Source organism: Blautia sp. Marseille-P3201T, assembly GCF_900120295.1.
Classification (GTDB): domain Bacteria; phylum Bacillota; class Clostridia; order Lachnospirales; family Lachnospiraceae; genus Blautia.
Genome location: NZ_LT635470.1, coordinates 430,374 through 456,709, shown reverse-complemented (window position 1 = coordinate 456,709; position 26,336 = coordinate 430,374). Strand labels below are relative to the sequence as shown.

The window sequence follows — 26,336 nt, the reverse complement described above, 5'->3', positions numbered from 1 at the left end:
CGGGAGACTTCCCGCATTTTCGGAAAGTGTCTCCCATTTCGCATAAGTGGAGAAAACTCCACCTTCTTTTTACATCATCGGATCCATAGAAAGAGCCGGATGGTTCTTCTCTGTTAAGAATGCAACTAATTCTTCAGGATCTGTTGCGATTGTTTCATCACCAACCATATCGATGAAGTTGTCAATTCCGTACAGTTCTTTTGCTGTCTGATTTACTCTTTCAGCAACAGTTTCTTTTAATTCTTTTGGCATCCATACGATACGTTCGATACCGCCTTCTGCTTTCATGAATTTCTTAGAACCAATGAAATGTTTACCATGTCCCATAAATCCAGGTGTCTGAACACCGCCACCTGTCATGGAAGCCAGTTCTGGGAATGTCATTCCAAGTGGTGTCATACCTGCGTATTCACGGTTTGTAATAACAACACCGTTAGAGAATGGTTCAATACCGCAGATACATTCGAAACATCCACAGGATGTCATTGGTTTTTCCATGATAGAGTACAGAGATACATCCTGCAGAGCACCCTGAGAGAATTTCTGTACAGCTTCATTTACGTCTTCGTATTCACCAATTCTTTCATCGATTGGTCTTTCTTTTGTAATAACCTGACAAGGTCCGTTTGGATCAAGTTCATGTGTAGCTTTTGCATCTAACCATGAAACCGCACCGCAAAGTCCCAGACGTTCCGGTGTAACAACACATACGTGAGATGGAGAGAACGCCTGACAAAGAATACAGCTGTAATAAACATCAACAGACTCATCTGTCAGAGATTTCAGACGGTCATCACGTTTGTCAAATGTTGGGATAGCAACTTCATGACGAATTCTTGTACATTCAGCAGGATCTGTGTAAATAACAACTTCACACTTATCAACAACTGCGTCAAATTCATTTTTAACGGAAGCATATAATACTTCACCGATATGTTTGATACGGAAGCCTGCGTTAAATGCGTCCTTGCTGATACGGATACGCTGCATATCACGCTGTCCTGTATGGTATACACCTTCGATACAGTTAATGTAATTATGGAATTTACGCTCGATAACAGGCTCGAAATCGGGCTGCATGTTTTTACCTGCAACTTTAACAACGTACGCAATGTTGTTTTTGCTTCCTAATTCCATTTCGTCTGCTTCAGGACCTACTACTGTAATCTTATGATCTTCGATTTCAGAAGCATCTACGGTCTGTACAAGCTCTGCACAGTCTACACGAGAACCATCGAATTCAACCTGCATATCACCACGACGGATGATTTCACCTTCAAATGCAGATGCAAATGCAACCGGAATATCAATGTTTGTGATTTTAATCTTAATATCACGAGCTTCCAGAGATGTTGCATTGAATTTGCTTACATCTTTCTGTACGATTAAGCTCTTAGGAACTTCAGATACACCTTCCTGATTTGTGATAACAGGGAAACCAAGAGCAATAGCGCCTGCTCCGCATGCAACGATTACATCATTTAACGGTGCAAATGCGTTAACAAATGCAGGAACACGTTCCATTGTATATTTCATTAAGTTTCCTGCATCACCCGGTGTAATGTTACCGAAGATTAAAGCAGCTCTTAAAGCAACAGATACAACATGGATTACAGATGTAACGTCTTTACCTAATGGAATAACACGTACATTTGCACCTGTCTTCATGCCAGCTTCTGTCAACTGGTCAATCACATCACCAACTAAAGTAACAAGAATACCCTGTGCCTGATAGCTCTTAACTAATGCAACTGCATCTTCTGTTGTAGGAGCTTTTCCTAAGATAACAGCAACACCCGGGATATCTCCTGTAACAAGAGGAACACCCAGTTCACGGATAACAGCATCTGCTAAATGTCCGTAGCATGGTTCTTCGTATGGTGTTGCACCGTCGATATATTTTAATACTTCAATAAATTCTGCACAAAGAGCTGTGGCTACACCTGACATAAAGATGTCATGTGTTCTCATTTCTCTTGTCATAAGAGTTTTTACAACTCCTAATGCTTCTTTTAATTCCCCTAATGTGTTTACCTTTACACCTGTTACAGCATAATAGCATGGTAAGCTGTATGCTGTATTTGGGAAGCTGATTGCTTTGTCAGCGCCGTGCTGTTCAATGGCAGCGTTAATTGCACCTTCTGTTAAACCATAGACAGCGTCATTTCCACTAAATACTGTTTCAAATAATGTCAATGTCTTTTCCTCCTAACATTCTCATAATCCCTTGTCGATTATGGTCTTGATTTTTGCGATTTCTTCTTTTACTGTATTGCTGAAGTCAAAGGGTGATTTTCCCTGACGGTCAGCATCGATAACTTCTGTGTTATAGTGAATGAAGCCCAGAAGGTCTTCTGCCGGAATTTTGCTTCGCACAAATTCCTCGTCTTCTGCATTTCGAACCTTATTGGCAACAACACGAACCTGTTTTACACCAAGGTCTTCTGCAAGACGTTTTACATTCTTATATGTCTGAACGCTTCTTGCACCCGGTTCGATTACCACAATAAACTGATCCATAGACTCTGTTGTTCCTCTGCCAAGATGTTCTAAACCAGCTTCCATATCCAGAATAACCACATCGTCACGATGAAGCACCAGATTATTGATAATCCTTCTGAGCATTACATGTTCAGGACAGACACAGCCCCCTCCGCCGGTTTCCACAGTACCCAAAACCAACAGTCTCACGCCGTTTACCATTTTGGAATAAGTATCAGGTATATCGCTTACCTGAGGATTTAATTTATAAAACTGATTATCCTCTCCTGAACCTGTTCTCTCTTCTATCAACTTCCGCATTTTCGTAATGGGAATAATAGAGTCCAGAGTTTCCTCATCAAAACCAAGGGCCAATCCCAAGTTTGCATCAGGGTCCACATCTGCCGCCAGCACATGTTTTCCTTCTTCTGCATATAAACGTGCAAGGGTCGCTGCAAACGTAGTCTTTCCTACGCCGCCTTTTCCTGTAACTGCAATTTTCATGTCATTCACCTTTCCTGTTTAAAGATTAGATACCAAGAGCAGCTCTCTTTTCTTCAATTCTTTCAATCATTAAATCACCTAATTTGTCGATGTCTTTTTCAACAGTAAATGCTGCTTCACACCATTCTCTTGTACCGTTTGTAAGGATTTCAACCATTTCGCTGGAACCTGAAGCATAAGGGTCAACACCCAGATATGTATCAAGTCCGGAACCGATTACATAGTTACCGATAGATACAGCTTTTTCTGACATCCATTCAGGAGCACATCCAACAACCGGAAGCTGTGAAATGCGAAGTCCGGAGTCTTTTGCAAGTGTTGCAGCCAGAACCAGCATACGGGAAATATCAACACAAGATCCCATGTGAAGTACCGGAGGAATGTCTGCCAATTCACAAACTCTCTTCAGACCGTCACCACAGATATCTTTTGCTCTCTTGTCCATAAGACCTGCTTTTGCAGCAGCCTGAGCAGAACATCCGGAAGCAATGATAATGATATCGTTTGCAACTAATTTTTTCATTAATTCGATATGAGCAACGTCAGGACGAACTTTTGGATTGTTACATCCAACCATAGCAACAGCACCGCGGATTACACCGGATGTAATACACTGTAATAATGGTTTTGTTGTTCCTGTTTCATCAACCTGAGAGTTTGTAACACCATCCAGAACTTTCACGATTGCTTCAGTAGAATAACCTACTGTTGCTTTCTGTTTCATCTGTGGAATATGAACTAATTCAGGTTTTCTGTTTTTAAAGTTTTCAATCGCCATCTTTACAATCTGTGTTGCTTTTTCCTGTGCTGTATGAGCATCAAAACGAACAAATTCAGAGTCAGGCATCTGAGCGATTGGAGATGTTGTGATAAATTTTGTATGGAAACATTTGCTTAAAGGTCCTAATGCCGGGAAGATACACTGTACATCTACAACGATTGCTTCACAAGCACCTGTTAATACAACGTTTTCCTGCTGTAAGAAGTTACCTGCCATTGGAATACCACGGCGCATTGCAACTTCGTTAGATGTACAGCATACACCTGAAATTGTAATGCCTTTTGCGCCCTGTTCTTTTGCATAAGCAATCATTTCCGGGCTGTCAGCAACTTCACAAATCATTTCAGAAAGACTTGGGTCATGACCGTGTACAACGATGTTTACGTTTTCTTCTACCATAACGCCTAAGTTTGCTTCTGTTTCGATTGGCTTTGGAGTACCAAATAAGATATCAGAGAATTCAGTTCCCATCATGGAACCGCCCCATCCATCGCCAAGACCGCAGCGGATAGCCTGTTTTACTAAAGCTTCCGGTTTGGAAGAACATCCCATATGAGTCATGTGAAGAGAACGGGAAACCTCTCTGTCAATAGCATATGGTGCTAATTCGTTTTCTTCCCACAATTTCTGCTGTGACTCAGGAGCTCTCTTTAAAAATCTCTGAGTTCCGAATGGTTTACCGTATTCCATTAAACCTTCTAACGCAACTTCATGTGCTAATTCATAAATGTCTTTGCCTTCTGTTTCCATTCCCCATTCTTTTGCAATGCGGATTAATTTTTCAGGGTCTTTTACTTTATAGCATCCGTCTGCCGCTGTTTCATACAGAGTATGGCAGATTTCACGACCATGGTCGGAATGTGCGGAAGCTCCGCCTGCTGTAAATTTCAGGTAGTTACGTCCTACGATACCATGTACGTCACAACCGCAAATACCTCTTGGTGCTTTCTTTGTAATGCGGCATGGTCCCATTGTACAGATACGGCAGCAAATACCTTCTTCTCCAAATTTACAATGTGGTGTCTGATTTTTTACACGAGCCTGCCAGGAATCAGCGCCTACTTTAGCGCCTGTTTCCAGAAGTCTCGCAGTAGCAGCTTCAAATTCTTCTACTGTTGTTAATCTGAATTCACTCATGAATATCCTCCTTTTATTGTCGCCTCTTTTTCAAATATTTTTTCCTGAAGTTGGCATTCTTCAATTTTCGGGTGGACTGTATACCCCTATATCCACCCCAGGGGGTTACAAGCTTTATAAAAAATCCTCTCTGTCTCAATAGCTGCATCAAAATTGTTTCCAGCTATTTCATAGCTTGTGCTACAACAGGTTCTTCTTATGCCCGGACAGAGAGGAGAAAGCTTACGCTTTAAATATCTAACTTATCGACTATTTCCCGTATAGCTTTTTTCACCGGAGAGTCTTCCGGCAATTTAATAGTAGGTGTTCCTTCACAGTCATAGTCAAAAACCGTTTCATCCTGAGGCACTACGCCCAAAAGATGAAGTCCCTGATTTTCAATTTCCTGCTTTGTACCCTCATTAAGCACGCCACCCGGTGCACGGTTAATAATCAATCCAATCTGACGAGGATGCATATCACATTCCTCAATCAGTTTTGCAATTCTTCCTACTGCCTGTACGCCCCTGCGGGAACAGTCACTCACCAGAATTGCTGTTTGCATACCGGGAAGTACACCTCTGCTGATGTGCTCCATTCCAGCTTCATTATCTACGATAATGTACGGATAATTTTTTTCTAATCGCTGAAGCTGCGCCTGCAAAAGACCATTTACAAAACAGTAACAGCCTTTTCCCTGTGTGCGTCCCATAACCAGCAAGTCAAAATCCTTATCCTCAACCAAAGCATCATCAAACTTAAACTCCATATAATCCGCTTTTGTCATTCCTGCCGGAATAGGATTATCTTTCGCCATTTCAGAGCGGGCAACTTCTTCACGGACATCGCCGAGAGTAGCTTCCACTTCTACACCAAGCACCTCATTTAAGTTTGAATTCGCATCTGCATCTACTGCAAGAATAGGACCTTTGCCCTTTTCGCCCAGATACTGAATAATAAGTCCAGTCAATGTTGTCTTACCTACGCCGCCTTTTCCGGCAACTGCAATTACATGCGCCATAAAGGGCACCTCCTATGTTTGTTTTACATTTTTTTATACTAATGTACGAAGTCCTGAACGATCAATAATTTCAGATACGTCTTTCCATTTATTTAATGCGTACAGATGGATACCATCGATACCGCAAGCACGGTATTCATCAATCTGTCTGATTGTATATTCAATACCAGCTTCTTTAAATCTTGCTTTCTTGCCTTCAACATCTGCATCAAATGGATCCTGTACAAATGGATTTGGGAAGATCCAGTTTTTGGAGATAATTTCGCAAAGTTCACGTGGCATTACACATGCGTTACGTGACAGAGCCATATTGATTGTAGCAGCCTGATCTAAAATTGGCATAATACCTACATCAACAGGCATTGTAATACCGGCACAACGAATTGCATCTAACCAGTATTTAAACTGTTCCATATCCCAGCATAACTGAGTCATAATGTAATCAGCACCATTGTCCTGTTTCTGTTTCAGAACTGCGATATCAGCTTCTAAACTACGGCAGGAAATATGTCCTTCTGGTGAACCTGCAACTGCGATTTCAATTTTATCGCCAAATTCTTTACGAACATAAGCAACTAAGTCTGTTGCGTAAGCGAAATCACCGCCTGTTCCTGTCCATCCAAATGGAAGGTCTCCACGAAGAGCCAGCATATGATCCACGCCATTATCCAGGTAATTCTGAAGCTGTTCTTTAATACCTTCTGCTGTGTTTCCAATACATGTAAAATGTGTAACAGGAGTTGTTCCTGCATCTTTAATCATTTTACATACATCCATGTTTTTACCAACGTTTGTTCCGCCGGCTCCGTATGTACAGGAAATATATTCTGGTTTATACTTACATAAATGTTCAATTGTTCCAGGAAGATTTTCCATACCTTTGTCTGTTTTTGGTGGGAAAAGCTCAAAAGAAAGGAGCATTTTCTCTCTCATTGCATCTGATAATTTCATAAGTTTGTACCTCCGCATTAAAAAAATATTATATTATTTTAAGGTGTTACCCTTTAAAATCTTATTCGCAATCCAGCTTTACAATGCTGTTCGCCAAATCCACCATAAGGATTTTCCCTTTTATTACTGTTTTTTCGCCCATGATATCACGAAGAATAACATTTTCTCCTTCTACATCAATACGACTTACCATTTTGCAAATAACAGTATTATCACTTTCTTTTTGAACAGTTGCAAGACACATATTTAAGCCTCCTTTAAATGTTCCTTAACAAGTGTCAGGGCCAGTCCCAAACGCATATTACCTTTTTTAAAATCCGCAACACCTTCTTTAACGGATTTTGCAGCATCTGACATACCTAATTTTTCCAGGTTTTCTGCCATCTGATCCAATTCTTCTGCATGATGCTCATTGTGTGATAACATATAATTTAATAAAGCTACCACTTCATCAGTACAGCTTCCCTGGCAATCACTATTACAGCTGCCACAATGTTCATGCTCATGATGATGATGTTCACCGCCATGAGGAATCACATTCCCATTTTCATCTTTAATTAAATGCATTTTTCCATCCTTTCTATGCGCCTTTTTATATTTTTGCGCACTGAATGACAATAATTTATCAATTAACTTCATTATACATGGTTTCATTATTTTTATCAAGATATTTTATGTTTTTTTCTCCGTCCAACCTGTAAATATTTTCAATATCTTCCCTTATTTGCTTAACTTTTTGTTGTTTTTGTTCAATAGCTCCAACGCCTTACTTTTGTTCTTTTTGTACTGCTTTTGTTTTTTTCATATTTTGTAGGTTTTTGAACAATCTTTTATCAATGCCAAAATTTAATAAAAACGTTGTACATTCTTCATATTTTCATGTTATACTGTTTTTAACTACAAGGAGGTTTTTATATGTCTTTCGGCAATCACATCATCCAATTAAACGACACAAGAGAAATGCCCTTATTAGGACTTGGCGCATATAAAACATTAGATGACACGGAATTAAAACAGGGAATTCTGGAAGCATTTTCCTGTGGCTATCATCTGATTGACACAGCTTCTTTTTATAAAAACGAAGAAGGTATCGGAAGAGCAATCAAGGCTCTTTCCATCCCACGCAGTGAATTATTTATTACTACAAAGCTCTGGAATACCGCACAGCGTATCGGAAATATTGAAGATAGTTTCTATCGCAGTCTGGAAAGATTAGGATTGGATTATTTAGACTTATATTTAATCCACTGGCCTGTACCCGGCTGTTTCTGCAATACCTGGCAGGTTTTTGAGAAATTACAGTCTTCCGGTGTAATAAAATCTATTGGTGTTTCAAACTTTTCCATACATGATTTGGAACTATTAAAAGAAGCATCTGATATTACTCCTGCTGTCAATCAAATAGAAATGCATCCTCTTTTCCAGAACCCGGAACTTATTTCTTATTGTCAGACGAATGGAATTGCCATTCAGGCTTATGCACCTCTCGCCAGGGGCGCTTATGCAAATAGTCCTTTAATGATCGAAATCGGAAAGCAACACCAAAAGACACCTGCACAAATCGGACTTCGCTGGCTTGTCCAGCAAAATATTTCTGTCATTCCTAAATCAGGGCAGAAAAATCATATCGAAGAAAACAGCAAAATATTCGATTTTTCTTTAACCGAAGAAGAAATGTCCGCTATTTCTGCCATGAATACCGGACAGCGTATTACCGGCGTTCCCGAAGACATGGTGCCTTATTTATAAGAAAGATTGCGCGCGAGCGGTTCACAAAATGATAATTTCATTTTTGCGAGCTGCGCATCCTTGCGGAGCATTTTTCGTTTCATAGGATGCCATTTCCTATGAAACAAAAAACAGAGAAGCTACATATCACATAAATATGCAGCTTCTCTATTTTTATTCCATTGTCCACGTACTGTCCCAGGACTCAATCTTCTTATCTCGCACCATTAGTTCTTTCACTGCTTCTGCCGGTGCCTTTCCTTCAAAGAGTACTTTATTTACCTGTTCAATAATAGGCATTTCAACGTTATATTTTTTCGACAGCGCAAGACCTGCCTTGGCAGAATATACACCTTCCACTACCATATTAACCTCATCCATAGCCTGATACATATTTCTCCCCTGTCCCATAAGATAGCCGGCTTTTCTATTCCTGCTATGCTTGCTGGCGCAAGTCACAATTAAATCACCAATACCCGACAAGCCATAAAAAGTATCTGCTCTTGCACCCATGGCAATACCCAGACGGGCAATCTCTGTAATTCCTCTTGTAATTAATGCAGCCTTTGTATTATCACCATATCCCAGTCCATCTGCTGTTCCCGCTGCCAGTGCAATTACATTTTTCAGTGCGCCGCCCAGCTCAATACCCAGGATATCCGGACTGATATAAACACGAAATACAGGACTCATAAAAATATTCTGTAAAAACTCCGCTGTTTCTTTATCCTTTGCGCCAACCACACAAGTTGTAGGAAGCCCTCGGCTTACTTCCTCTGCATGACTGGGGCCGGATAACACACAGCCCTTTGCCCCGGGAATTTCTTCTTCAATGATATCGGTAAGCGTCATCAAAGTAGACTCTTCTATTCCCTTTGCCACATTTACAATCAATTGCCCTTCGTTCACATAAGGGCTGACTTTTTTCGCCGTGCTGCGTACCGCTACAGAAGGTACTGCAAAAACAATAACCTCTTTTTCTTTCAGAGCCTCTTCTAAATCCCCGGTGATTGCAATTCCTTCCGGTATATGTACCCCCGGCAGCTTTGATTTATGCTCTCTGCTTTTCGCCAGCTTTTCAGCCTCTTCTTCCCTGTGCGACCACAGAGTCACCTGATGTCCGTTTTTCTCCAAAAGAATTGCCAGAGCCGTACCCCAGCTTCCTGCCCCAATTACACTTACTTTACTCATAAGCTTCTACCTCTTTTTCCCCAGAAAAATTTTATTTTCGTTTCCGTGTATTAAACGAACAATATTCTGTCTATGCCGCCAATATGCAAGAAGCATTAATGCTACTGCCACACCATACATCTCATACAATGCAGGCTGTGTACAGTCATAAGTTCCCATTTGTCCAAAAATAATAAGTGCTGCTACAAATCCAAAGTATGCCAGCAAAGATCCCAGGGATACATAATGCGTAAGGAAAAATGCCCCAAAAAATAAAACAGCACAAATCAGAAACAGCCTCCAGTCAAAGGCAAGTAAAAGCCCCACTGATGCTGCAATTCCCTTTCCGCCTTTAAATTTTAGATAGAATGGGAAATTATGTCCTAAAATACATCCTGCTCCCGCGTATAATTCTAACAGAAGCAAATCCTCTCCCTGATGAGAAGCGAAAAGTAACTTGGCAATAAAAATTGCCACTACACATTTCAAGCAATCGCCTAACAGCGTTAAAGCTCCTGCCTTTTTCCCAAGTGTTCTCAACGCATTGGTACTTCCCGCATTTCCGCTTCCATGTTCACGTATATCAATTCCGTTTTTCTTTCCATAGATGTAGGATGTCTGAAACAACCCACATACATAGCCGATTACCAGACAAATCATCCGCGCTAACATTTTCTCTATTCTCCTTCTTTTCGCTCACGAATAATAAATTTCAGTGAAGTTCCTTTAAATCCAAATGCTTCTCTGATTTTATTTTCCAGATATCTTACATAAGAAAAATGCATTAATTCTTTATCATTTACAAAAATAACAAAGGTAGGCGGTTTTACTGCAACCTGTGTGGTATAGAAAATTTTCAGACGTTTTCCTTTATCAGAAGGTGGCTGTTGAAGAGCAGTAGCTTCTGTAATAATTTCATTTAAGACTCCGGTCTGAATACGAAGAGTCTGATTTTCCAGAACCATATCGATAGTTTCAAATAATTTTGGAATTCTCTGTCCTGTATGTGCAGAAATAAACATAATCTCAGCATAAGGCATATAAGAAAGTGTTTCTCTTACTTTATTTGTAAACTTATAAATGGTTTTATCATTCTTTTCAATGGCATCCCATTTGTTTACGGCAATTACGACACCTTTTCCTCTGTCATGAGCAATTCCTGCAATTTTGGCATCCTGCTCTGTAACACCCTCTGTTGCATCAATCATCATAACCACCACATCTGCTCTTTCTACAGCAGTTACAGTACGAATGATGCTATAACGTTCCAATTCTTCTTTAATCTTATTTTTTCTGCGAAGGCCTGCCGTATCAATAAAAGTATATTCCTTTCCCTGATAGGTAACTTTTGTATCAATGGCATCTCTGGTTGTTCCTGCAATATTAGAAACAATCACTCTGTCTTCCCCTAAAATTTTATTAATCAGAGAAGATTTCCCTACATTCGGTTTTCCTACCACTGCAATTTTCGGAATTTCATCTTCCTCATCATTTTGCGCATTATCATCGAAATGCTCTACAACTTTTTCCAGCATATCCCCCAGCCCCAGCATAGACGCAGCAGAAATAGGTACAGGTTCGCCAATTCCCAAATTATAAAATTCATAAGTATCCATCATAAATTTCTGGAAACTGTCCACCTTATTTACAACTAAAACCACAGGTTTTTTACTTCTTCGAAGCATATCTGCTACCTTTGCGTCTGCATCTACCAGACCTTGACGCACATCCGTCATAAAAATAATAACATCTGCAGTATCAATAGCAATCTGTGCCTGCTCCCTCATCTGAGAGAGAATAATATCTTTACTCTCCGGTTCAATTCCTCCGGTATCAATCATGGTAAAACTTTTATCCAGCCATGTTACTTCTGCATAAATTCTATCTCTTGTAACTCCCGGTGTATCCTTTACAATTGAAATCTTTTCCCCTGCAAGGGCATTAAAAAGTGTTGATTTTCCTACATTAGGCCTTCCAACAATTGCTACAATCGGTTTGCTCATACATTGTTCTCCTTTTATTTGTTTTTCCTGTATCTTCTCCTAAAACTGCCGCCACAAAATCTGCTCCTGCCTCATCCACAATACGCACAGGAACTTTCAAAACAGTTTCCATTTCGCCTACAGTTTTATCATCTAAAAACACATCTTCTCCGCTTCGGAGTAAATTACAAGGAAGTAACAGGCATTCTCCCAAATCTTTCCCTGCAAGCTGTTTCATAATATCTTGTCCTGTTAAAAGCCCGGAAACTGTAATCCGTTCCCCGAAGAAATCATTTCGGATTTCATATCCTTGGATTTCTATATGAGGAAATTTTTTCGTAATTTTATCTGCATATTTTTTTATATACGGATATGCCAATCTTCCCGTAGCAAAGGAAATTTTCCTCTTTCTTTCATCAGATTTTTTTTCCTCTAACGCTTCTGTCACTTCTACATCCAAAAGCCGTAACATTCCCACTCCATTTTCTAATTGGAGATATCCATCATATCTATCTTCCTCCGGAAGCTCTCTTCCTGCCAGAAGATACCATTCGTCACTGGCATGAATAAAGTGTACACCAAACTCAGGAAAAATTTTCTTTTGCCAGTTTTCAATAGTGTCAATCACCTGCGCTGCCTCGTCTTTTGTAAAAGGCTCTAACGGATACAGCCCGTCCCTGAATTTACTGAGCCCCACAGGAACAACAGAGACACTGCGTAAGTGAGGCAAATACTGTGTCAAATCACGAATACTGCGCTCCAGCTCTTCTTTATCATTTAACCCTTTACAAAGCACAATTTGTCCATTCATCTCAATTCCTGCTTCAAACAGGCGTTGTACCTTAGGGAAAATATCACCTGCAAAGCGATTATTCAGCATTTTACACCGAAGTGTTGGATTTGTCGTCTGAAAAGAAATATTAATCGGCGCTAAATGATAATGAATAATTCTGTCAATATCATGGTCACTCATATTTGTCAGCGTTACATAATTCCCCTGTAAAAAAGATAAGCGTGAGTCATCATCTTTAAAATATAAGGTATCTCTCATTCCCGGTGGCATCTGATCAATAAAGCAGAAAACACATTTATTCCTGCAGGAACGATATTCATCCATAAGGCTGTTTTCAAACTCAATACCTAAATCTTCTTCAAATTCTTTTTCGATTTCCAGTTCCCATTCTTCCCCACTTGGTTTTCTTACCAGCAATTCTATATATTCGTCATTCACCAGATAATGATAATCAAAAACATCCTCTATAGTTTCTCCGTTGATGCTGATTAATTCATCTCCCGGCTCTAATTCTAACTCCCAGGCAATGCTTCCTTCTTTCACCTGGCTTATTTTATGTCGGTTATTTTTCATATTTTTCCTCCTGCAAATGCCCGTTATTTTCTATAATACCAATATTATATGAAAAAAGCAATATTTTTCCTTGACTCCCATACGTGTCGAATGTTATAACTTATTGTGTAATTATGTCAAAAAACTCTAAAATGGAGGTCATTATGGTTAATATCAGTTTACTGGAAAAATCTATCCCGGTGGCTCCTATTAAAATTGCAGCATTAAAAAGCTGTTCTGAATTAGCTTCTCAGGTAGATGCTCATCTGGTACAATTCCGAAAAGAATTAAATTCTCACAATCAATCCGGTTTAAATTTCCGGGGTTATGCTGAAAACAGCTTTCTCATTGATTGCAATTGCCCGCGTTTTGGTTCAGGGGAAGCCAAAGGTGTTATCAACGAGTCAATCCGTGGCGCAGATATGTTCGTTATGGTGGATGTCTGCAATCATAGCTTAACTTACAATATGTGCGGACATGTAAATCACATGTCACCAGACGATCATTATCAGGATTTGAAACGTATTATTGCTACTGCTGCCGGCAAAGCTCATCGTATCAACGTAATCATGCCATTTCTTTACGAAAGCCGTCAGCACAAAAGAAGCAAAAGAGAGTCTCTTGACTGTGCATTGGCACTTCAAGAATTAGTTCAAATGGGCGTTTCTAATATCATTACTTTTGACGCTCATGATCCACGTATGCAGAACGCCATTCCTTTATCGGGATTTGATAATTTCATGCCAACTTATCAGTTCTTAAAAACATTATGTGCAAACATTGAAGATTTTAAAATCGACAACGAACACTTAATGATCATCAGCCCTGATGAAGGCGCTATGCAGAGAGCCGTTTACTTCTCTAATATTCTGGGTGTTGACATGGGTATGTTCTACAAACGTCGTGATTACTCTACTGTTGTAAATGGGCGTAATCCAATTGTAGCCCATGAATTTTTAGGCGACTCCGTAGAAGGAAAAGACGTTATCGTCATTGATGATATGATCTCTTCCGGAGAAAGCATGTTGGATGTTGCAAGAAAATTAAAAGAACGTAAAGCAAAACGTGTTATCGTATGTACTACTTTCGGTCTTTTCACAGATGGTCTTGAAAAATTCGATGAATATTATGAAAAAGGTTATATTTATCGCGTGATTACCACAAATCTGAATTACCGAAATCCTGAATTGCTTACACGTCCTTATTATCTGGAAGCTGATATGAGTAAATATCTGGCAAGTATCATGGATATTTTAAACCATGACTTATCCGTAAATAAAGTTCGAAATACAACAGAAAAAATCAACAAGCTTCTGAAAAGATGCTAAAAGCTTATCAGAGATTGAAAAACAGATGGCCATGTGACCATCTGTTTTTTATATGTAATCTTTAATTCACCTGATATACGTCCGCATACATTTTTCCAAACGCATGTGCATCTTCATGCTTCTCAAAATAAACATCCACGTGTCCATAAGGTACGCCTCTGTCCTCTACAGTATAGACTGTACCATTAATTCTAAGTTTTGTACCAAATGGTACTCCACCCATGGCAACAGTCCTTCCCTGTACCGGAGTTGTTCCACTGGCAGTTAAACCACTGGAATGCCCGCCACAGCAAGACCCATTACAATAAGCTGTAATCTTAAACTTTCCTAAATATTTCTCACCTGAAGAATTCTGATTGTCATTTTCCTGATTTTCCTGAGAGTTCTGAGAATTATTGTCACTATCCTCTTCTAACTCTGGTTCTTGTGGTTTACTTTCTTCCGGCTCAGTTTTGTTATCTGGTTTTGTTGTATTTTCCGGTGTTGTATTGCTTGGTTTTTGACTTTGAGAAGATGAATTCTGGGACTGTGCCGCTTCTTCATCTTTTTCCTGTTTAATTAAGCTGTTAATTTTATCACTCTGCGCATTGATTTTATTCAGTAATGTTTTCGTTGTATTTTGCTCATTTGAAATCTGTGTTTCATATTCTTCCATCTGAGCACGTGTACTTTTCATTACTGTTGAAATTTCATCCTGCTTGTCCAAGCTTTCCTGATGAAGTTTATTAAGCTTCTCCTGCTCTTTTTTTATACTTTCTTCTTTTTCCTTAATTTCCTCTGTTGTCTTCTTATATTCTTCCAGCATCTTTCTGTCATACTTAGTCATCTGTGACATATTTTCTGCCTGACTCAAAAATTCCGAAAGATCTTTCGCTTCCAAAAACAACGTCATATAAGAACTATTTGAATTTTCGTACATATATTGAATACGAAGTTTCATCTTGGAATACTGTTCTTCCTCTTTCTTTTGCGCTTCCCCCAGCTGGGTTTCAAGCTCCGCCAGTTCTTCCTGTTTTGCATCTGACTGACTCTGAATATCCTGAAGGTTTTCTCCCAATTCGCTAAGCTGGTTATTCAGTTCTGTCAAGTACCCTTCCAAATCGTTTTTCTTGGATTCCAGACTTTTGATTCTTCCCTGAGCATCATTTAACTGTTTCTCATTTTCCTTTTGTTTACCCTGCTCTGCAGAAATCTTACTCTGTGTTGTTGCAGCGTAACAAGGAGTGATAATCAGACTTGCTGATAAAAACCCCAAAATCAGGCCTGTACTTGTTTTTTTCCTCATAATCAAAGCTCCTTTTCATAACCAAAACCGATTATAACACAAACTTCACAGGAAGAATAGTCTTTTTTCATCTTTTCGTAACATTTATGTAATAGTACCTAAGATTTTCTGTCAAATTTATGCAATTATTCTATTGATTTTTTTCATTTATCTTTGATATTCAAAAGCATTTCGAACAAGTTCTGCCTTATCAGCAACCATTCCCACTACATCAAAACGGCAAGGCGTGTCCTCCGGATAACCTTCCTTCATAAGATAATACAATGCCGTTCTGGAAATTTTTCTCTGCTTTGCTTTTGTCACTGCTTCCAATGGAGTTCCATAGCTTGAACTGCCTCTGTATTTCACCTCAATAAAACACAGATATTCTCCCTCTTTTCCGATTAAATCAATTTCTCCTTGTCTGCACTGAAAATTTCGTTCCAATATGGAATATCCTTGTTTTTCCAGGAATTCAGCAGCCTTTGCTTCATATCTTCTGCCAATTTCATTCATAACTTTTCCCTGTCACATTATGAATAAAACTCCTTCTGTGTATGGGCGTCGGACCATACTTCTTGATGGCTTCAATATGTTCTTTCGAACCATATCCTTTATTGGATGCAAACCCATATTCCGGCATAATTCTATCATACTCCCGCATCAGACGATCTCTGGTAACCTTTGCCACAATACTTGCCGCTGCTATGGAAATGCTTTTGGCATCTCCCTTAATAATCGGAACCTGCGGTATGGTAATTTGTGGGATTGTCACTGCATCATTTAATAAAATCTGAGGAGTTACCTCAAGCTTTGAAACCGCTTCTCTCATTGCTTCATAAGTTGCCTGTAAAATATTAATCTCATCAATTCTCTGTGGGCTTGCATATCCAACTGCCACAGAAACCGCCTTCTCCATAATTTCATCATAGAGCTGTTCTCTCATTTTTTCAGAAAGCTGTTTTGAGTCATTCACATACAGAATTTCACAGTCAGGCGGCAAAATTACAGCTCCTGCCACAACCGGACCGGCAAAAGGACCTCGTCCCACTTCATCAATTCCGCAAATATAGCCTAAATGTTCATATTTATGCTCAAATTCCCGCATCTGCTTTAAACGTTCTTTTTCCTTTTCTAAAGCTAATACACGCTTCTGTCCCTGTTCTACAAGCTTCTGTACGCCTTTTCGTTCATCTGCCCCATAAATTTCACACAGAGCAGGCAATTCCTGTAGCGATGTATTCTTAAATTTTTCTTTTATTTCCTGAATACTCTCCATTTTAAGCCTCCGGCTTTTCCAAAGTAATTTTTCCGATTTTCCCATTTCTGAATTCTTCCAGCAGAATATTTGCCGCTTTCAGATAATCCAGTTCATTTCCTCTTTGGATACATTTTCTGTTTTCTGCAATCTGTTCCAACATAGAAAGAGTGTTTTCACTTTCCTCAATATCATAGCGCTTTGCTAAAATCCCATCATAACATTCATGAAGATATTTTAGCAGTTCCAAAGCTAACTCTTCTAAGTTTAAAATTTCATCTTTAATAGAACCCACCATAGCAAGTTTTGCTCCTACACTCTGGTCTTCAAATTTAGGCCACAAAATCCCCGGTGTATCAAGAAGTTCTACATTTTTATTAATACGTATCCACTGTTTTCCTTTTGTCACACCCGGTTTATTTCCTGTTTTTGTACAGGCTTTTCCCGCAAAAGCGTTGATAAAAGTAGATTTTCCCACATTGGGAATCCCCACTACCATAGCCCTGATTGGTCTATTGATAATTCCTCTTTTTCTGTCCCGTTCAAGTTTTTCCTTACAGGACTCCATAACAACAGGAAGAACACCTTTTATCCCTGCCCCGCTTTTTGCATTTAATTTTACTGCATAATAACCTTTTCTTTTGAAATATTCTGCCCATTTCTCATTTTCGCGTTCATCTGCCAAATCTGATTTATTCAGCAAAATAAGCCTTGCTTTATTTTTCCCAAGCTCATCTATATCAGGATTTCGACTGGAAAAAGGAATTCGCGCATCCACCACCTCAATAATCAGGTCAATGAGTTTAATATTCTCCTGCATCATACGTTTTGCTTTTGTCATGTGTCCTGGGTACCATTGATAATTCATGCTTCTTCTCCTTTTGTCTAATGTTTTACAAATCCAATTTTACCAAACGGTGCAATTCGAAACCACAGTTTACCTTCGATGTATTTCTTTTTTACCTTTTTCACTTCTGCAAAACGACTGTCTTCACTGTTATTCCGATTATCACCTAATACAAAATATTCATCACTTTTCAAAGTAACCCCCTGATCTGCCAGGCCGGGGTTCGTCATCTTATCGACTTCTATTTTTTCCTTATATTTCTCACCGTCAATATAAACTTCGCCATCCTGAATTTGAATGGTTTCTCCCGGAAGTCCGATAACTCTCTTAATATGAATAGCAGCATGATCTTTTCCGTCTTTTGTAAAGGCAATCATATCGCCCCTCTTCGGACCTGTCAGTTTATATGCCAGCTTATTTATAAAAAAGGTTTCGCCTGTCTGCAAAGTAGGTTCCATGCTGCTTTCCTGCATGCGAATACTCTGAAAAAAGAAAATAGACACCACTGCAGCAACAGCCAATACTACCGCTACCTGAAATATCCAGCCAAAGACAATTCTCCCTCTTTTGCTTTTAATGAATTCCAGTGCCATTTCTCTTTGCTGTTCTCTCTTCTTTTTGCTTCTCTTTTTTTTCATTCTGTTTCACCTGAATTATTCGTATTGAAGAAACAGGGACATATACCAAAGTATGTGTCCCTGTCATGTTTACGTTATTATTTTACTAACTCTTTTACTTTCGCTGCTTTACCTACACGCTGTCTTAAGTAGTTCAGTTTTGCACGTCTTACTTTACCACGTCTGATAACTTCTACTTTTTCTACGTTAGGGGAGTGTAATGGCCATGTTTTTTCAACACCAATTCCGTTAGAATTTTTTCTAACTGTGAATGTTTCACGGTTGCTTCCACCCTGTTTCTTTAATACAACACCTTCGAAAATCTGAATTCTTTCACGGTTACCTTCTTTGATTTTTCCGTGAACTCTTACAGTATCTCCTACGTTGAATTCTGGTGCTTCTGCTTTCATCTGAGCAGCTTCAATGTTTTTAATAATTTCGTTCATGATTTTTCTCCTTTAAATTCGGACGTTCTTAATGCAATCAGCAACAGAGGACCATCTCTTTTTACAACATGGGTAATTATACTATGCACACATATCCTTGTCAAGTATTTTCCCTTGATTTTTAAAGAGATTAGAAAAATTCCACCTCTCTTGGTGTTGAAAATTTTTCTTCTAAATGCGCTTTTACTTTTGATGCATCGTAAGTTCTCGCACCTCTTTTACAAAGCACAGCACAGCGCATACAGGAAATACATTTCTTTTCGTCAATTTCCAGCGTATCCTTTGAAATTGCATATACCGGGCATTTTTGCACGCATACCTGACAGCCTGTACACTTCTCTTTATCAAAATATTTTTGAACAGGTTTCATTTCTTTTTTATCCGGTACAGGATTTCCCGGAACATCAATGGAAGAAAAACCAGTTTTTTCTCCATCTTCTATACGTTTCTTAACCAAAACCGCAAACTTTTTAAATATCATTTCATCTGTTTCATCTGGTCTTCCCGCACCTAATTTATCTGCATAAATATGAGGAATAATCGGCGCAATGGCTCCAATGCAAACAAAGCCTCTTTCCTCTAAGATTTTTTTCATCTGAGAGAGGGTATCGTCATAATGTCTGTTTCCATAAGCAGCCATGATAACGCAAGGTGTTTGATTTCCTTTTAAATTTGAAAACAGCGTATCCTCCAAAGACGGAAGCTGTCCTCCATATACCGGCGCCGCTGCAATGAGCAATTCCTGACTGGAAAACTCTCTTTTTTCTCTGCGAAGCTTGCGTCTTGTCAGGTCAATGTATTGCGGATTTTGTGTCAAACAACCTGCCAATAGTTCTGCTGCTTTTTTTGTCCCCTCTGTCGGACTGAAATAAGCTGCTGTTACCGGACGATTTTTTGCTCTTAAATCAGGGCGTCTTTCCTGCGTTCTTTTATAAGACTCCTGCAGTCTCCATGCCTCGATTTTCGTATGATCACCTGTCAACAATACAGCTGGTACATCTTTTCCTCTCCAGCTCTCCGGTCTGGTGTAATGAGGATATTCTAACAAATTATCCTGTATAGACTCAAACTGAGAAGACTCTTCATTGTTTAAAACACCCGGCACAAATCTGGAAATTGCATCAATCATAACGCAGGCGGCCAATTCCCCTCCGGTGAGTACATAGTCTCCAATAGAAACATAATCTGTCACAATTTCCTCTAAAACTCTTTCATCAATTCCTTCATAATGTCCACAGAGAAAAACCAGTTCCTCTTCCAATGCAAACTCTTCTGCCATAGTCTGATTAAAAACTTTACCCTGTGGTGTAAGATAAATACATCGAGGTTTCACAGTCTGCTTTTTTACAGACTGATATGCCTGATACACCGGTTCTGCCTGTATAACCATTCCTGCGCCGCCTCCATACGGATAATCATCTACACGAGAATGTTTGTTATCTGAAAAATCTCTGATATTTACCGTATGAAGGGATATTTTTCCGTTTTTCACCGCTCTGCCTGTAATACTGGTCTGAACTGTATTTTCCACCATTTCAGGAAACAGCGTAAGTACATGAAAATCCATTTTTCTCCTCCTAGCACAGACCTTTTAAAAGGTGAATGACCATTTTTCCGTTTTCTACATCAACCTTTTTAATGCAGTCCTTAATTGCCGGTATTAAAACTTCTTTGCCGCTTTCAATGTGAACCACATAAACATCATTGGCTCCTGTTTCCATAACATCCATTAATGTTCCAAAATATTCACCATTTTCCAGATATACTTCCATATCAATTAAATCTGCAATATAATATTCATTTTCTTTTAAAGGCACTGCAAACTCTCTTGTCACATACAGACTTTTTCCTTTATATGGCTCAATATCATTGATGTTATCTACGTCTTTAAATTTTAAAATAACATACTGTTTAAAATATTTTACTCTCTCTATATCAAGCTCACACAGCTCTTTCCCTGTATCTAAAAGTACACTTTGTAAATAATCAAATCTATGTGCATCATCTGTGGTAGGAAAAACCTTTACTTCTCCTCTGATTCCATGTGTAGTGGTAATTACGCCCACTTGCAATAAATCTTCCATCAGTTATATCTCCTATGAAAACAAAAAGCAAAAGGGGCGCATATAGCGCTCACCTCTTGCTTACTGTAAAATATCTACGACTACTTTCTTGTCACTCTTGGAAGAAGCTGCTTTTACGACAGTACGAATTGCTTTTGCAATGCGTCCCTGACGGCCGATTACTTTACCCATATCGGAAGCCGCCACTTTGAGCTCCACGAAAATCGCATCATTATCTTCTGTTTCCGTCACAACGACTTCATCAGGACAATCTACGAGAGATTTTGCAATTACTTCAACTAATTCTTTCATTACAAGACACCCCCCAGATTATTTTTCGATACCAGCCAGTTTAAAGATTTTAGCAACAACATCTGTTGGCTGAGCACCGTTTGCAAGCCATTTTTTAGCTGCTTCTTCATCTACTTTATATACGCTTGGTTCCTGAGTTGGGTCGTATGTTCCGATTTCTTCGATAAATCTTCCGTCTCTTGGAGATTTGGAATCTGCTACAACGATTCTATAAAAAGGAGCCTTTTTCTGTCCCATTCTTCTTAATCTGATTTTTACTGCCATTTCATTTCACCTCCTGGTTTATTTCATTATCTTTCATATATGTTAAAAGGGAAGTTTGAATTTTCCTCTTTTACCACCTTTGCCACCCATTAAACCGGGCATCTGTTTCATCATTTTCTTAGCCTGTTCAAACTGCTTTACCATACGATTAACTTCTGACACATCCACACCGGCACCTTTTGCAATGCGGTATTTTCTTGATGGATTTAAAATTTCCGGATGAGAGCGTTCTCTCGGTGTCATAGACAGGATAATTGCCTCTTTGCGAGCCATATCCTTTTCATCAACCATACCTTCCAAATCTTTCATCTGAGAACCTACACCTGGCAGCATACTCAGTACGCTGGATAAGCCGCCCATGTTCTTCATCTGGTTCATACTTTCCAGATAATCATCAAAACCAAAAGAATTTTTACGGAACTTCTGCTCCATTTCCTTTGCTTTTTCTTCATCCAGATTTGCCTGTGCCTTTTCAATCAGACTCATAACATCTCCCATACCTAAAATACGGGATGCCATACGTTCCGGATAAAACTGTTCCAAATCAGAAAGTTTCTCACCCATACCAACATATAAAATCGGTTTTCCGCTGATTGCCTTTATAGAAAGAGCAGCACCGCCTCGGGTGTCACCATCCATCTTCGTCAGTATTACGCCATCAATGCCTACTTTTTCGCCAAAGGTTTCTGCAACATTTACAGCGTCCTGACCTGTCATGGCATCTACTACCAGCAAAGTCTGATCCACAGTAATAGCTTCTTTGATTTTCTCCAGCTCTTCCATCATATCTTCATCAATATGAAGGCGACCTGCCGTATCTAAAATCAAAACATTATACTTCTCATTTTTGGCATGTTCATAAGCAGCTTTCGCAATGTCCACAGGACTGTTTTTATCGCCCATGGAAAATACGTCCACACCCTGTTTTTCACCATTTACCTGAAGCTGTTTAATCGCCGCAGGACGATATACGTCACAGGCTGCTAAAAGAGGCTTTTTGCCTTTGGATTTCAACTTTCCTGCCAGCTTTGCAGTAGTCGTTGTTTTACCGGCACCTTGAAGTCCCACCATCATAAGAACAGTCACTTCATTTCCCGGCTTTAAGGCAATCTCCGTTGTCTCGCTTCCCATAAGCTTGACAAGCTCTTCGTTTACGATTTTGATTACCATCTGTCCCGGATTTAAACCGGACATTACATCCTGTCCAATGGCTCTTTCCTGTACCGCTTTCATAAACTGTTTTACTACCTTAAAGCTTACATCAGCTTCTAATAAAGCCATTTTTACTTCTTTTAAGGCAGCTTTTACATCGGCTTCCGTCAGACGGCCTTTTTTTCTTAAGTTTTTGAATACATTCTGTAGTTTGTCTGTTAAGCTTTCAAATGCCATCTGTTATAACTCCTCTAAAATTTCCTGAGAAATATTTTCCACTTGGAAAACTAATTCCTGTTTGCTAAGCTTTTCACATTTTTTACTCAGTTCGTGAATACGATGAACTTTCTCTTTGATATTTAAAAACTTTTCTACCAAATGCAGCTTTGCTTCATAATCCTGCAAAGCTTTATTGCAGCGCTTGATGTTATCATGTACTCCCTGACGGCTAATTCCCAAGTCGTCAGCTACTTCACTGAGCGAGTAGTCATTCAAGACCACATCTTCATAAATTCTTCTTTGATGAACTGTCAGCAGTTCACCATAAAAATCATACAGTAAAGTCTGCTCTACAAATTTCTCCATTCGCATCACCTTGCTTATCATACAACAGACTTTCCATACTGTCAAGTATTTTTTCTTGACAACTTTTTATTTCTGAATTCGTCCATACTTCCGCTTCGAAATCCCTGTACATCTAAAGTAATATACCGAAATCCAATTTTTTGTAAATGTTCCGCTACTTCCTGAGATTTTCCCAAAAAATCAGAAAAATCATCTTTCGGAATTTCAATTCTGCAAATTTCTCCATGAAGTCTTATTCTAACCACAGAAAAACCGCAATCTTTTAAATATTCCTCTCCTAAAGCAATTCTCTCTAATTCTTCTGTTTTAATTTCTGTTCCATAAGGAAGTCTTGTAGCAAGGCAGGGTGTTGAAGGGCGGCTTGCCACAGAAACGCCCAACTCCTCTGCCAATTTTCTTACTTCTGCTTTGGTAAAACCGGCTTCAGCCAGCGGACTTAATACTCCCAGCTCTTTGATTGCCCTTAATCCCGGACGATACACATGCAAATCGTCCTCGTTTGTTCCTTCCATGATAACAGAAATTCCCTGACTTTCGGCATATTCCATAAGCTTTTGGAATAAAGTTTTTTTGCAAAGATAACATCTGTTTTCAGGATTAAACCGAATTTCTTCCTGTTCTAATTCATTAACAAAAACCACTTTATGAACTGCGCCGGCTTCCTTGGCTACCTTTTGAGCAATTTCCAAATCGCAGGATGGATGCAGAACAGTATGAAAAGTTACCGCATGAATTTTTCCTGCTTTTTTATGCTGTTGTAAACATTCTCTTGCCAGCATTAAAAGAAGACTGCTGTCCACTCCTCCTGAAAAAGCAATACAAATATCTTTCTTTGTATATTCTTTCATTTTTTTATATAAATCCCGCTTCTTTTCTTCATAGGTTTTCATAATACCCTCCCGCTGCGGCAGATGCTTCATCGTACACATCTCTGTAAGCTCTGCCCGTTTCTTCGCATACTTTTTTTACAGTTTCAAATTCCGGATAACAGAATTTCTGCCCGTGGTGCTCACATACTTTTACCGTTACCGTATGACCGTCTTTTAGCAGAATTTCCTTAAAGGTTCTGGGTAAAATTCTGCGCCTTTCTTCATATCTGCGTAATCCGATACTGGTAGTTTCCCGAAAAATAATATCCTCCAATGCTTCCTGCCGCTCCTTTTTACATAGCACCTGAAGCATATAGGCAACTCGGTTTTTCTTCATATAAATGGGGAAGCATGAGGCATCCAGCGCTCCTGCCTTCATTAAACATTCAATGGCATATCCCAGCTGCTCTCCGCTGCAATCATCCACATTAGTTTCCAAAACCTGTACCGTATCTTTTGTCTTCTCCAAATTTTCCTTATCAGAACAAAGCAAAAGCTTTACCATAATATCTCTGTCCGCTTTTTCTATCACTGTCTGTACAATGCAATCCAATGTTTTCTCTGTTCCCCATTCTCCGAAAACAGCCAGAAAGCAAACTGTACCCAAGCTTAAAAGCTCTCCCTTTTGGGGCTGCAATTCTATGGGAATATGATATTTCTGTAAAATCCGAAAAACAGAAACGGATTTTTCCTCAAGAGTTTCCTCATTATTCCCCTCCGGCAAGGACGAAAAACAAATTTTCTCACATTCCAGAGTATCCAAAAGCCTTCCCAATTCTTCCTGCTGCTTTCTGTCTTCTTCCCAATCTTCTCCTGCTTCCTCTAGCAGGGCATAGACTTTTGCAAGTCTCTGCTTGGTTTCTTCATTCAATTTTTCTTTCACAAATAAGTTCTGCCGATTTACCAGCTTTGTTAAAGCCTGTATTAAAGCATTACAATTTAATCCGTTTTTGCATGTCATATAAAGTCTGTTTCCCATTTTACAATCCCTTCGTCATTTTTCAGTAAATTTTACCACATTTCTCTTTCCCTGAACAGCCTAAAGAAAATCCATATTTTCTATTGTATCTTGGTTTTTCCAATGATAAAATTCTTTTATAAATATTTAACAGGAGGATTGACAATGGAAGTATCAAATGTATATTTTACAGATTTAAGAGTAAAAAACGGCGATAATCTTCTCACAAAATTGCAGAGACTCATCAAAACTGCCGGAATTGGAAATATTGATTTCACAGACAAATATGTTGCTATTAAAATGCACTTCGGAGAGCCCGGAAATCTTGCGTTTCTGCGCCCGAATTATGCAAAAGCAGTTGCCGATGTGGTAAAGGAATTAGGAGGAAAGCCTTTTCTTACAGACTGCAACACTTTATATGTAGGCGGAAGAAAAAATGCCCTTGACCATTTAGACAGCGCCAATTTAAATGGTTTTAACCCAACCACAACCGGTTGTCAGATTATCATTGCCGATGGTCTGAAGGGTACAGACGAAGCGCTGGTTCCCGTAGAAGGCGGAACCTACGTCAAGGAAGCCAAAATCGGACATGCGGTTATGGATGCAGACGTATTCATTTCTTTAAATCATTTCAAAGGCCATGAAGCAACAGGTTTTGGCGGCGCTTTGAAAAATATCGGAATGGGCTGCGGCTCCAGAGCCGGAAAAATGGAAATGCACTCTGCCGGAAAACCTCATGTAGACCAAGATTTATGTATCGGCTGTCAAATGTGTGCAAAAATTTGCGCTCATGACGCCCCTGAATTTGAAAATAAAAAAGCAACCATTAACCATGATAAATGCGTTGGCTGCGGAAGATGTATCGGTGTCTGTCCAAAAGACGCCATTTTATCTGCTTCTGACGAGTCCAATGAAATCTTAAACTGCAAAATTGCAGAATATACAAAGGCTGTTATTGACAATCGCCCTCATTTCCATATCAGTCTGGTCATTGACGTATCTCCATACTGTGACTGTCACGGAGAAAATGACGCTGCCATTGTTCCAAATGTAGGAATGTTTGCTTCCTTTGACCCGGTAGCTCTTGATGTGGCATGTGCAGATGCAGTAAACGCCCAGCCTGTTCTCTCAAACAGCATGCTGGGAGATTGCAGTGAAGAGGAACGAGCTTCCCACAACCACGACCATTTCCACAGTATTTTCCCGGAAACCTGTTGGGAAAGCGCTATCACTCACGGAGAAAAAATCGGAATTGGAAACAGCAAATATAACCTGATTACAGTAAAATAAACAG

28 protein-coding genes are annotated in these 26,336 nt (G+C 39.3%); 3 read left to right on the top strand and 25 right to left on the bottom strand.

Annotated elements, in window-relative coordinates:
- Positions 1-69: 69 nt before the first annotated feature.
- The 7 genes from acsB to BQ7352_RS10480 form a co-directional block, all read right to left on the bottom strand.
- A complete protein-coding gene (acsB, locus tag BQ7352_RS10510; protein WP_072449168.1) occupies positions 70-2,196 on the bottom strand; it encodes an acetyl-CoA decarbonylase/synthase complex subunit alpha/beta in 2,127 nt (708 codons plus the stop codon).
- A 21-nt stretch (positions 2,197-2,217) separates the two neighbouring features.
- On the bottom strand, positions 2,218-2,985 hold the full coding sequence (locus BQ7352_RS10505; RefSeq protein ID WP_072449167.1) for an ATP-binding protein: 768 nt from the start codon (positions 2,983-2,985) through the stop codon (positions 2,218-2,220).
- A gap of 25 nt (positions 2,986-3,010) precedes the next feature.
- Positions 3,011-4,903, bottom strand: coding sequence for an anaerobic carbon-monoxide dehydrogenase catalytic subunit (gene cooS / locus BQ7352_RS10500; protein WP_072449166.1), 1,893 nt, complete (start codon positions 4,901-4,903; stop codon positions 3,011-3,013).
- A gap of 229 nt (positions 4,904-5,132) precedes the next feature.
- Positions 5,133-5,903, bottom strand: coding sequence for an ATP-binding protein (locus BQ7352_RS10495; RefSeq protein WP_072449165.1), 771 nt, complete (start codon positions 5,901-5,903; stop codon positions 5,133-5,135).
- 33 nt (positions 5,904-5,936) lie between these two features.
- Complete coding sequence (locus BQ7352_RS10490) at positions 5,937-6,854, bottom strand: methylenetetrahydrofolate reductase (RefSeq protein ID WP_072449164.1); 918 nt, start codon at positions 6,852-6,854, stop codon at positions 5,937-5,939.
- A gap of 61 nt (positions 6,855-6,915) precedes the next feature.
- The gene (locus BQ7352_RS10485; RefSeq protein WP_072449163.1) at positions 6,916-7,098 is read right to left on the bottom strand and encodes a CooT family nickel-binding protein; all 183 of its coding nucleotides are present in this window, start codon (positions 7,096-7,098) and stop codon (positions 6,916-6,918) included.
- Positions 7,099-7,100: 2 nt separating this feature from the next.
- Complete coding sequence (locus tag BQ7352_RS10480) at positions 7,101-7,421, bottom strand: cobalt transporter (RefSeq protein ID WP_072449832.1); 321 nt, start codon at positions 7,419-7,421, stop codon at positions 7,101-7,103.
- Positions 7,422-7,769: 348 nt separating this feature from the next.
- Between BQ7352_RS10480 and BQ7352_RS10475 the strand changes: the two genes are divergently transcribed.
- Positions 7,770-8,603 (top strand): aldo/keto reductase, encoded by an 834-nt coding sequence (locus BQ7352_RS10475; RefSeq protein WP_072449162.1) that lies wholly within the window; start codon positions 7,770-7,772, stop codon positions 8,601-8,603.
- A 153-nt stretch (positions 8,604-8,756) separates the two neighbouring features.
- Here BQ7352_RS10475 and BQ7352_RS10470 read toward each other — a convergent pair whose 3' ends face one another.
- The 4 genes from BQ7352_RS10470 to BQ7352_RS10455 are packed head-to-tail and all read right to left on the bottom strand — an operon-like array spanning position 8,757 to position 13,100.
- Complete coding sequence (locus BQ7352_RS10470; protein ID WP_072449161.1) at positions 8,757-9,773, bottom strand: NAD(P)H-dependent glycerol-3-phosphate dehydrogenase; 1,017 nt, start codon at positions 9,771-9,773, stop codon at positions 8,757-8,759.
- 6 nt (positions 9,774-9,779) lie between these two features.
- On the bottom strand, positions 9,780-10,424 hold the full coding sequence (gene plsY, locus BQ7352_RS10465; protein WP_072449160.1) for a glycerol-3-phosphate 1-O-acyltransferase PlsY: 645 nt from the start codon (positions 10,422-10,424) through the stop codon (positions 9,780-9,782).
- A 5-nt stretch (positions 10,425-10,429) separates the two neighbouring features.
- Positions 10,430-11,755 carry a ribosome biogenesis GTPase Der gene (der, locus tag BQ7352_RS10460; protein ID WP_072449159.1) on the bottom strand — a complete coding sequence of 442 codons (1,326 nt, stop codon included), beginning with the start codon at positions 11,753-11,755 and terminating at the stop codon, positions 10,430-10,432.
- On the bottom strand, positions 11,718-13,100 hold the full coding sequence (locus BQ7352_RS10455; RefSeq protein WP_072449158.1) for a DUF512 domain-containing protein: 1,383 nt from the start codon (positions 13,098-13,100) through the stop codon (positions 11,718-11,720). The genes der and BQ7352_RS10455 overlap by 38 nt, the downstream gene beginning before the upstream one ends.
- 143 nt (positions 13,101-13,243) lie before the next feature.
- Between BQ7352_RS10455 and BQ7352_RS10450 the strand changes: the two genes are divergently transcribed.
- The gene (locus tag BQ7352_RS10450; RefSeq protein ID WP_072449157.1) at positions 13,244-14,407 is read left to right on the top strand and encodes a ribose-phosphate pyrophosphokinase; all 1,164 of its coding nucleotides are present in this window, start codon (positions 13,244-13,246) and stop codon (positions 14,405-14,407) included.
- A 61-nt stretch (positions 14,408-14,468) separates the two neighbouring features.
- Here BQ7352_RS10450 and BQ7352_RS10445 read toward each other — a convergent pair whose 3' ends face one another.
- The 14 genes from BQ7352_RS10445 to larC form a co-directional block, all read right to left on the bottom strand.
- Positions 14,469-15,692 carry a PcsB-like coiled-coil domain-containing protein gene (locus BQ7352_RS10445; RefSeq protein WP_072449156.1) on the bottom strand — a complete coding sequence of 408 codons (1,224 nt, stop codon included), beginning with the start codon at positions 15,690-15,692 and terminating at the stop codon, positions 14,469-14,471.
- A gap of 147 nt (positions 15,693-15,839) precedes the next feature.
- Positions 15,840-16,187, bottom strand: coding sequence for a YraN family protein (locus BQ7352_RS10440; protein ID WP_072449155.1), 348 nt, complete (start codon positions 16,185-16,187; stop codon positions 15,840-15,842).
- A complete protein-coding gene (locus tag BQ7352_RS10435) occupies positions 16,180-16,950 on the bottom strand; it encodes a ribonuclease HII (RefSeq protein ID WP_072449154.1) in 771 nt (256 codons plus the stop codon). Before BQ7352_RS10435 ends, BQ7352_RS10440 begins: the two co-directional genes overlap by 8 nt.
- A gap of 1 nt (position 16,951) precedes the next feature.
- Positions 16,952-17,797, bottom strand: a complete 846-nt coding sequence (gene ylqF / locus BQ7352_RS10430) for a ribosome biogenesis GTPase YlqF (protein ID WP_072449153.1) — start codon at positions 17,795-17,797, stop codon at positions 16,952-16,954.
- Positions 17,798-17,814: 17 nt separating this feature from the next.
- A complete protein-coding gene (gene lepB / locus BQ7352_RS10425; protein WP_072449152.1) occupies positions 17,815-18,414 on the bottom strand; it encodes a signal peptidase I in 600 nt (199 codons plus the stop codon).
- Positions 18,415-18,491: 77 nt separating this feature from the next.
- Positions 18,492-18,839, bottom strand: coding sequence for a 50S ribosomal protein L19 (gene rplS, locus BQ7352_RS10420; RefSeq protein ID WP_072449151.1), 348 nt, complete (start codon positions 18,837-18,839; stop codon positions 18,492-18,494).
- A 130-nt stretch (positions 18,840-18,969) separates the two neighbouring features.
- Positions 18,970-20,406 carry a tRNA (guanosine(37)-N1)-methyltransferase TrmD gene (gene trmD / locus BQ7352_RS15090; protein WP_072449150.1) on the bottom strand — a complete coding sequence of 479 codons (1,437 nt, stop codon included), beginning with the start codon at positions 20,404-20,406 and terminating at the stop codon, positions 18,970-18,972.
- 10 nt (positions 20,407-20,416) lie between these two features.
- On the bottom strand, positions 20,417-20,923 hold the full coding sequence (gene rimM / locus BQ7352_RS10410) for a ribosome maturation factor RimM (protein WP_072449149.1): 507 nt from the start codon (positions 20,921-20,923) through the stop codon (positions 20,417-20,419).
- A 60-nt stretch (positions 20,924-20,983) separates the two neighbouring features.
- A complete protein-coding gene (locus tag BQ7352_RS10405) occupies positions 20,984-21,214 on the bottom strand; it encodes a KH domain-containing protein (RefSeq protein WP_072449148.1) in 231 nt (76 codons plus the stop codon).
- A gap of 18 nt (positions 21,215-21,232) precedes the next feature.
- Entirely contained in the window at positions 21,233-21,478 is a 246-nt protein-coding gene (rpsP, locus tag BQ7352_RS10400; RefSeq protein ID WP_003021336.1) for a 30S ribosomal protein S16, read from the bottom strand.
- Positions 21,479-21,520: 42 nt separating this feature from the next.
- Positions 21,521-22,867, bottom strand: coding sequence for a signal recognition particle protein (gene ffh / locus BQ7352_RS10395; protein WP_072449147.1), 1,347 nt, complete (start codon positions 22,865-22,867; stop codon positions 21,521-21,523).
- Positions 22,868-22,870: 3 nt separating this feature from the next.
- Complete coding sequence (gene ylxM / locus BQ7352_RS10390; protein ID WP_072449146.1) at positions 22,871-23,215, bottom strand: YlxM family DNA-binding protein; 345 nt, start codon at positions 23,213-23,215, stop codon at positions 22,871-22,873.
- Positions 23,216-23,256: 41 nt separating this feature from the next.
- Entirely contained in the window at positions 23,257-24,105 is an 849-nt protein-coding gene (gene larE, locus BQ7352_RS10385) for an ATP-dependent sacrificial sulfur transferase LarE (protein WP_072449145.1), read from the bottom strand.
- The gene (larC, locus tag BQ7352_RS10380; RefSeq protein WP_072449144.1) at positions 24,092-25,063 is read right to left on the bottom strand and encodes a nickel pincer cofactor biosynthesis protein LarC2; all 972 of its coding nucleotides are present in this window, start codon (positions 25,061-25,063) and stop codon (positions 24,092-24,094) included. The genes larE and larC overlap by 14 nt, the downstream gene beginning before the upstream one ends.
- A gap of 144 nt (positions 25,064-25,207) precedes the next feature.
- Here larC and BQ7352_RS10375 point away from each other — a divergent pair, with 144 nt between their 5' ends.
- Positions 25,208-26,332, top strand: a complete 1,125-nt coding sequence (locus BQ7352_RS10375) for a DUF362 domain-containing protein (protein ID WP_072449143.1) — start codon at positions 25,208-25,210, stop codon at positions 26,330-26,332.
- The last annotated feature ends 4 nt before the right edge of the window (positions 26,333-26,336 follow it).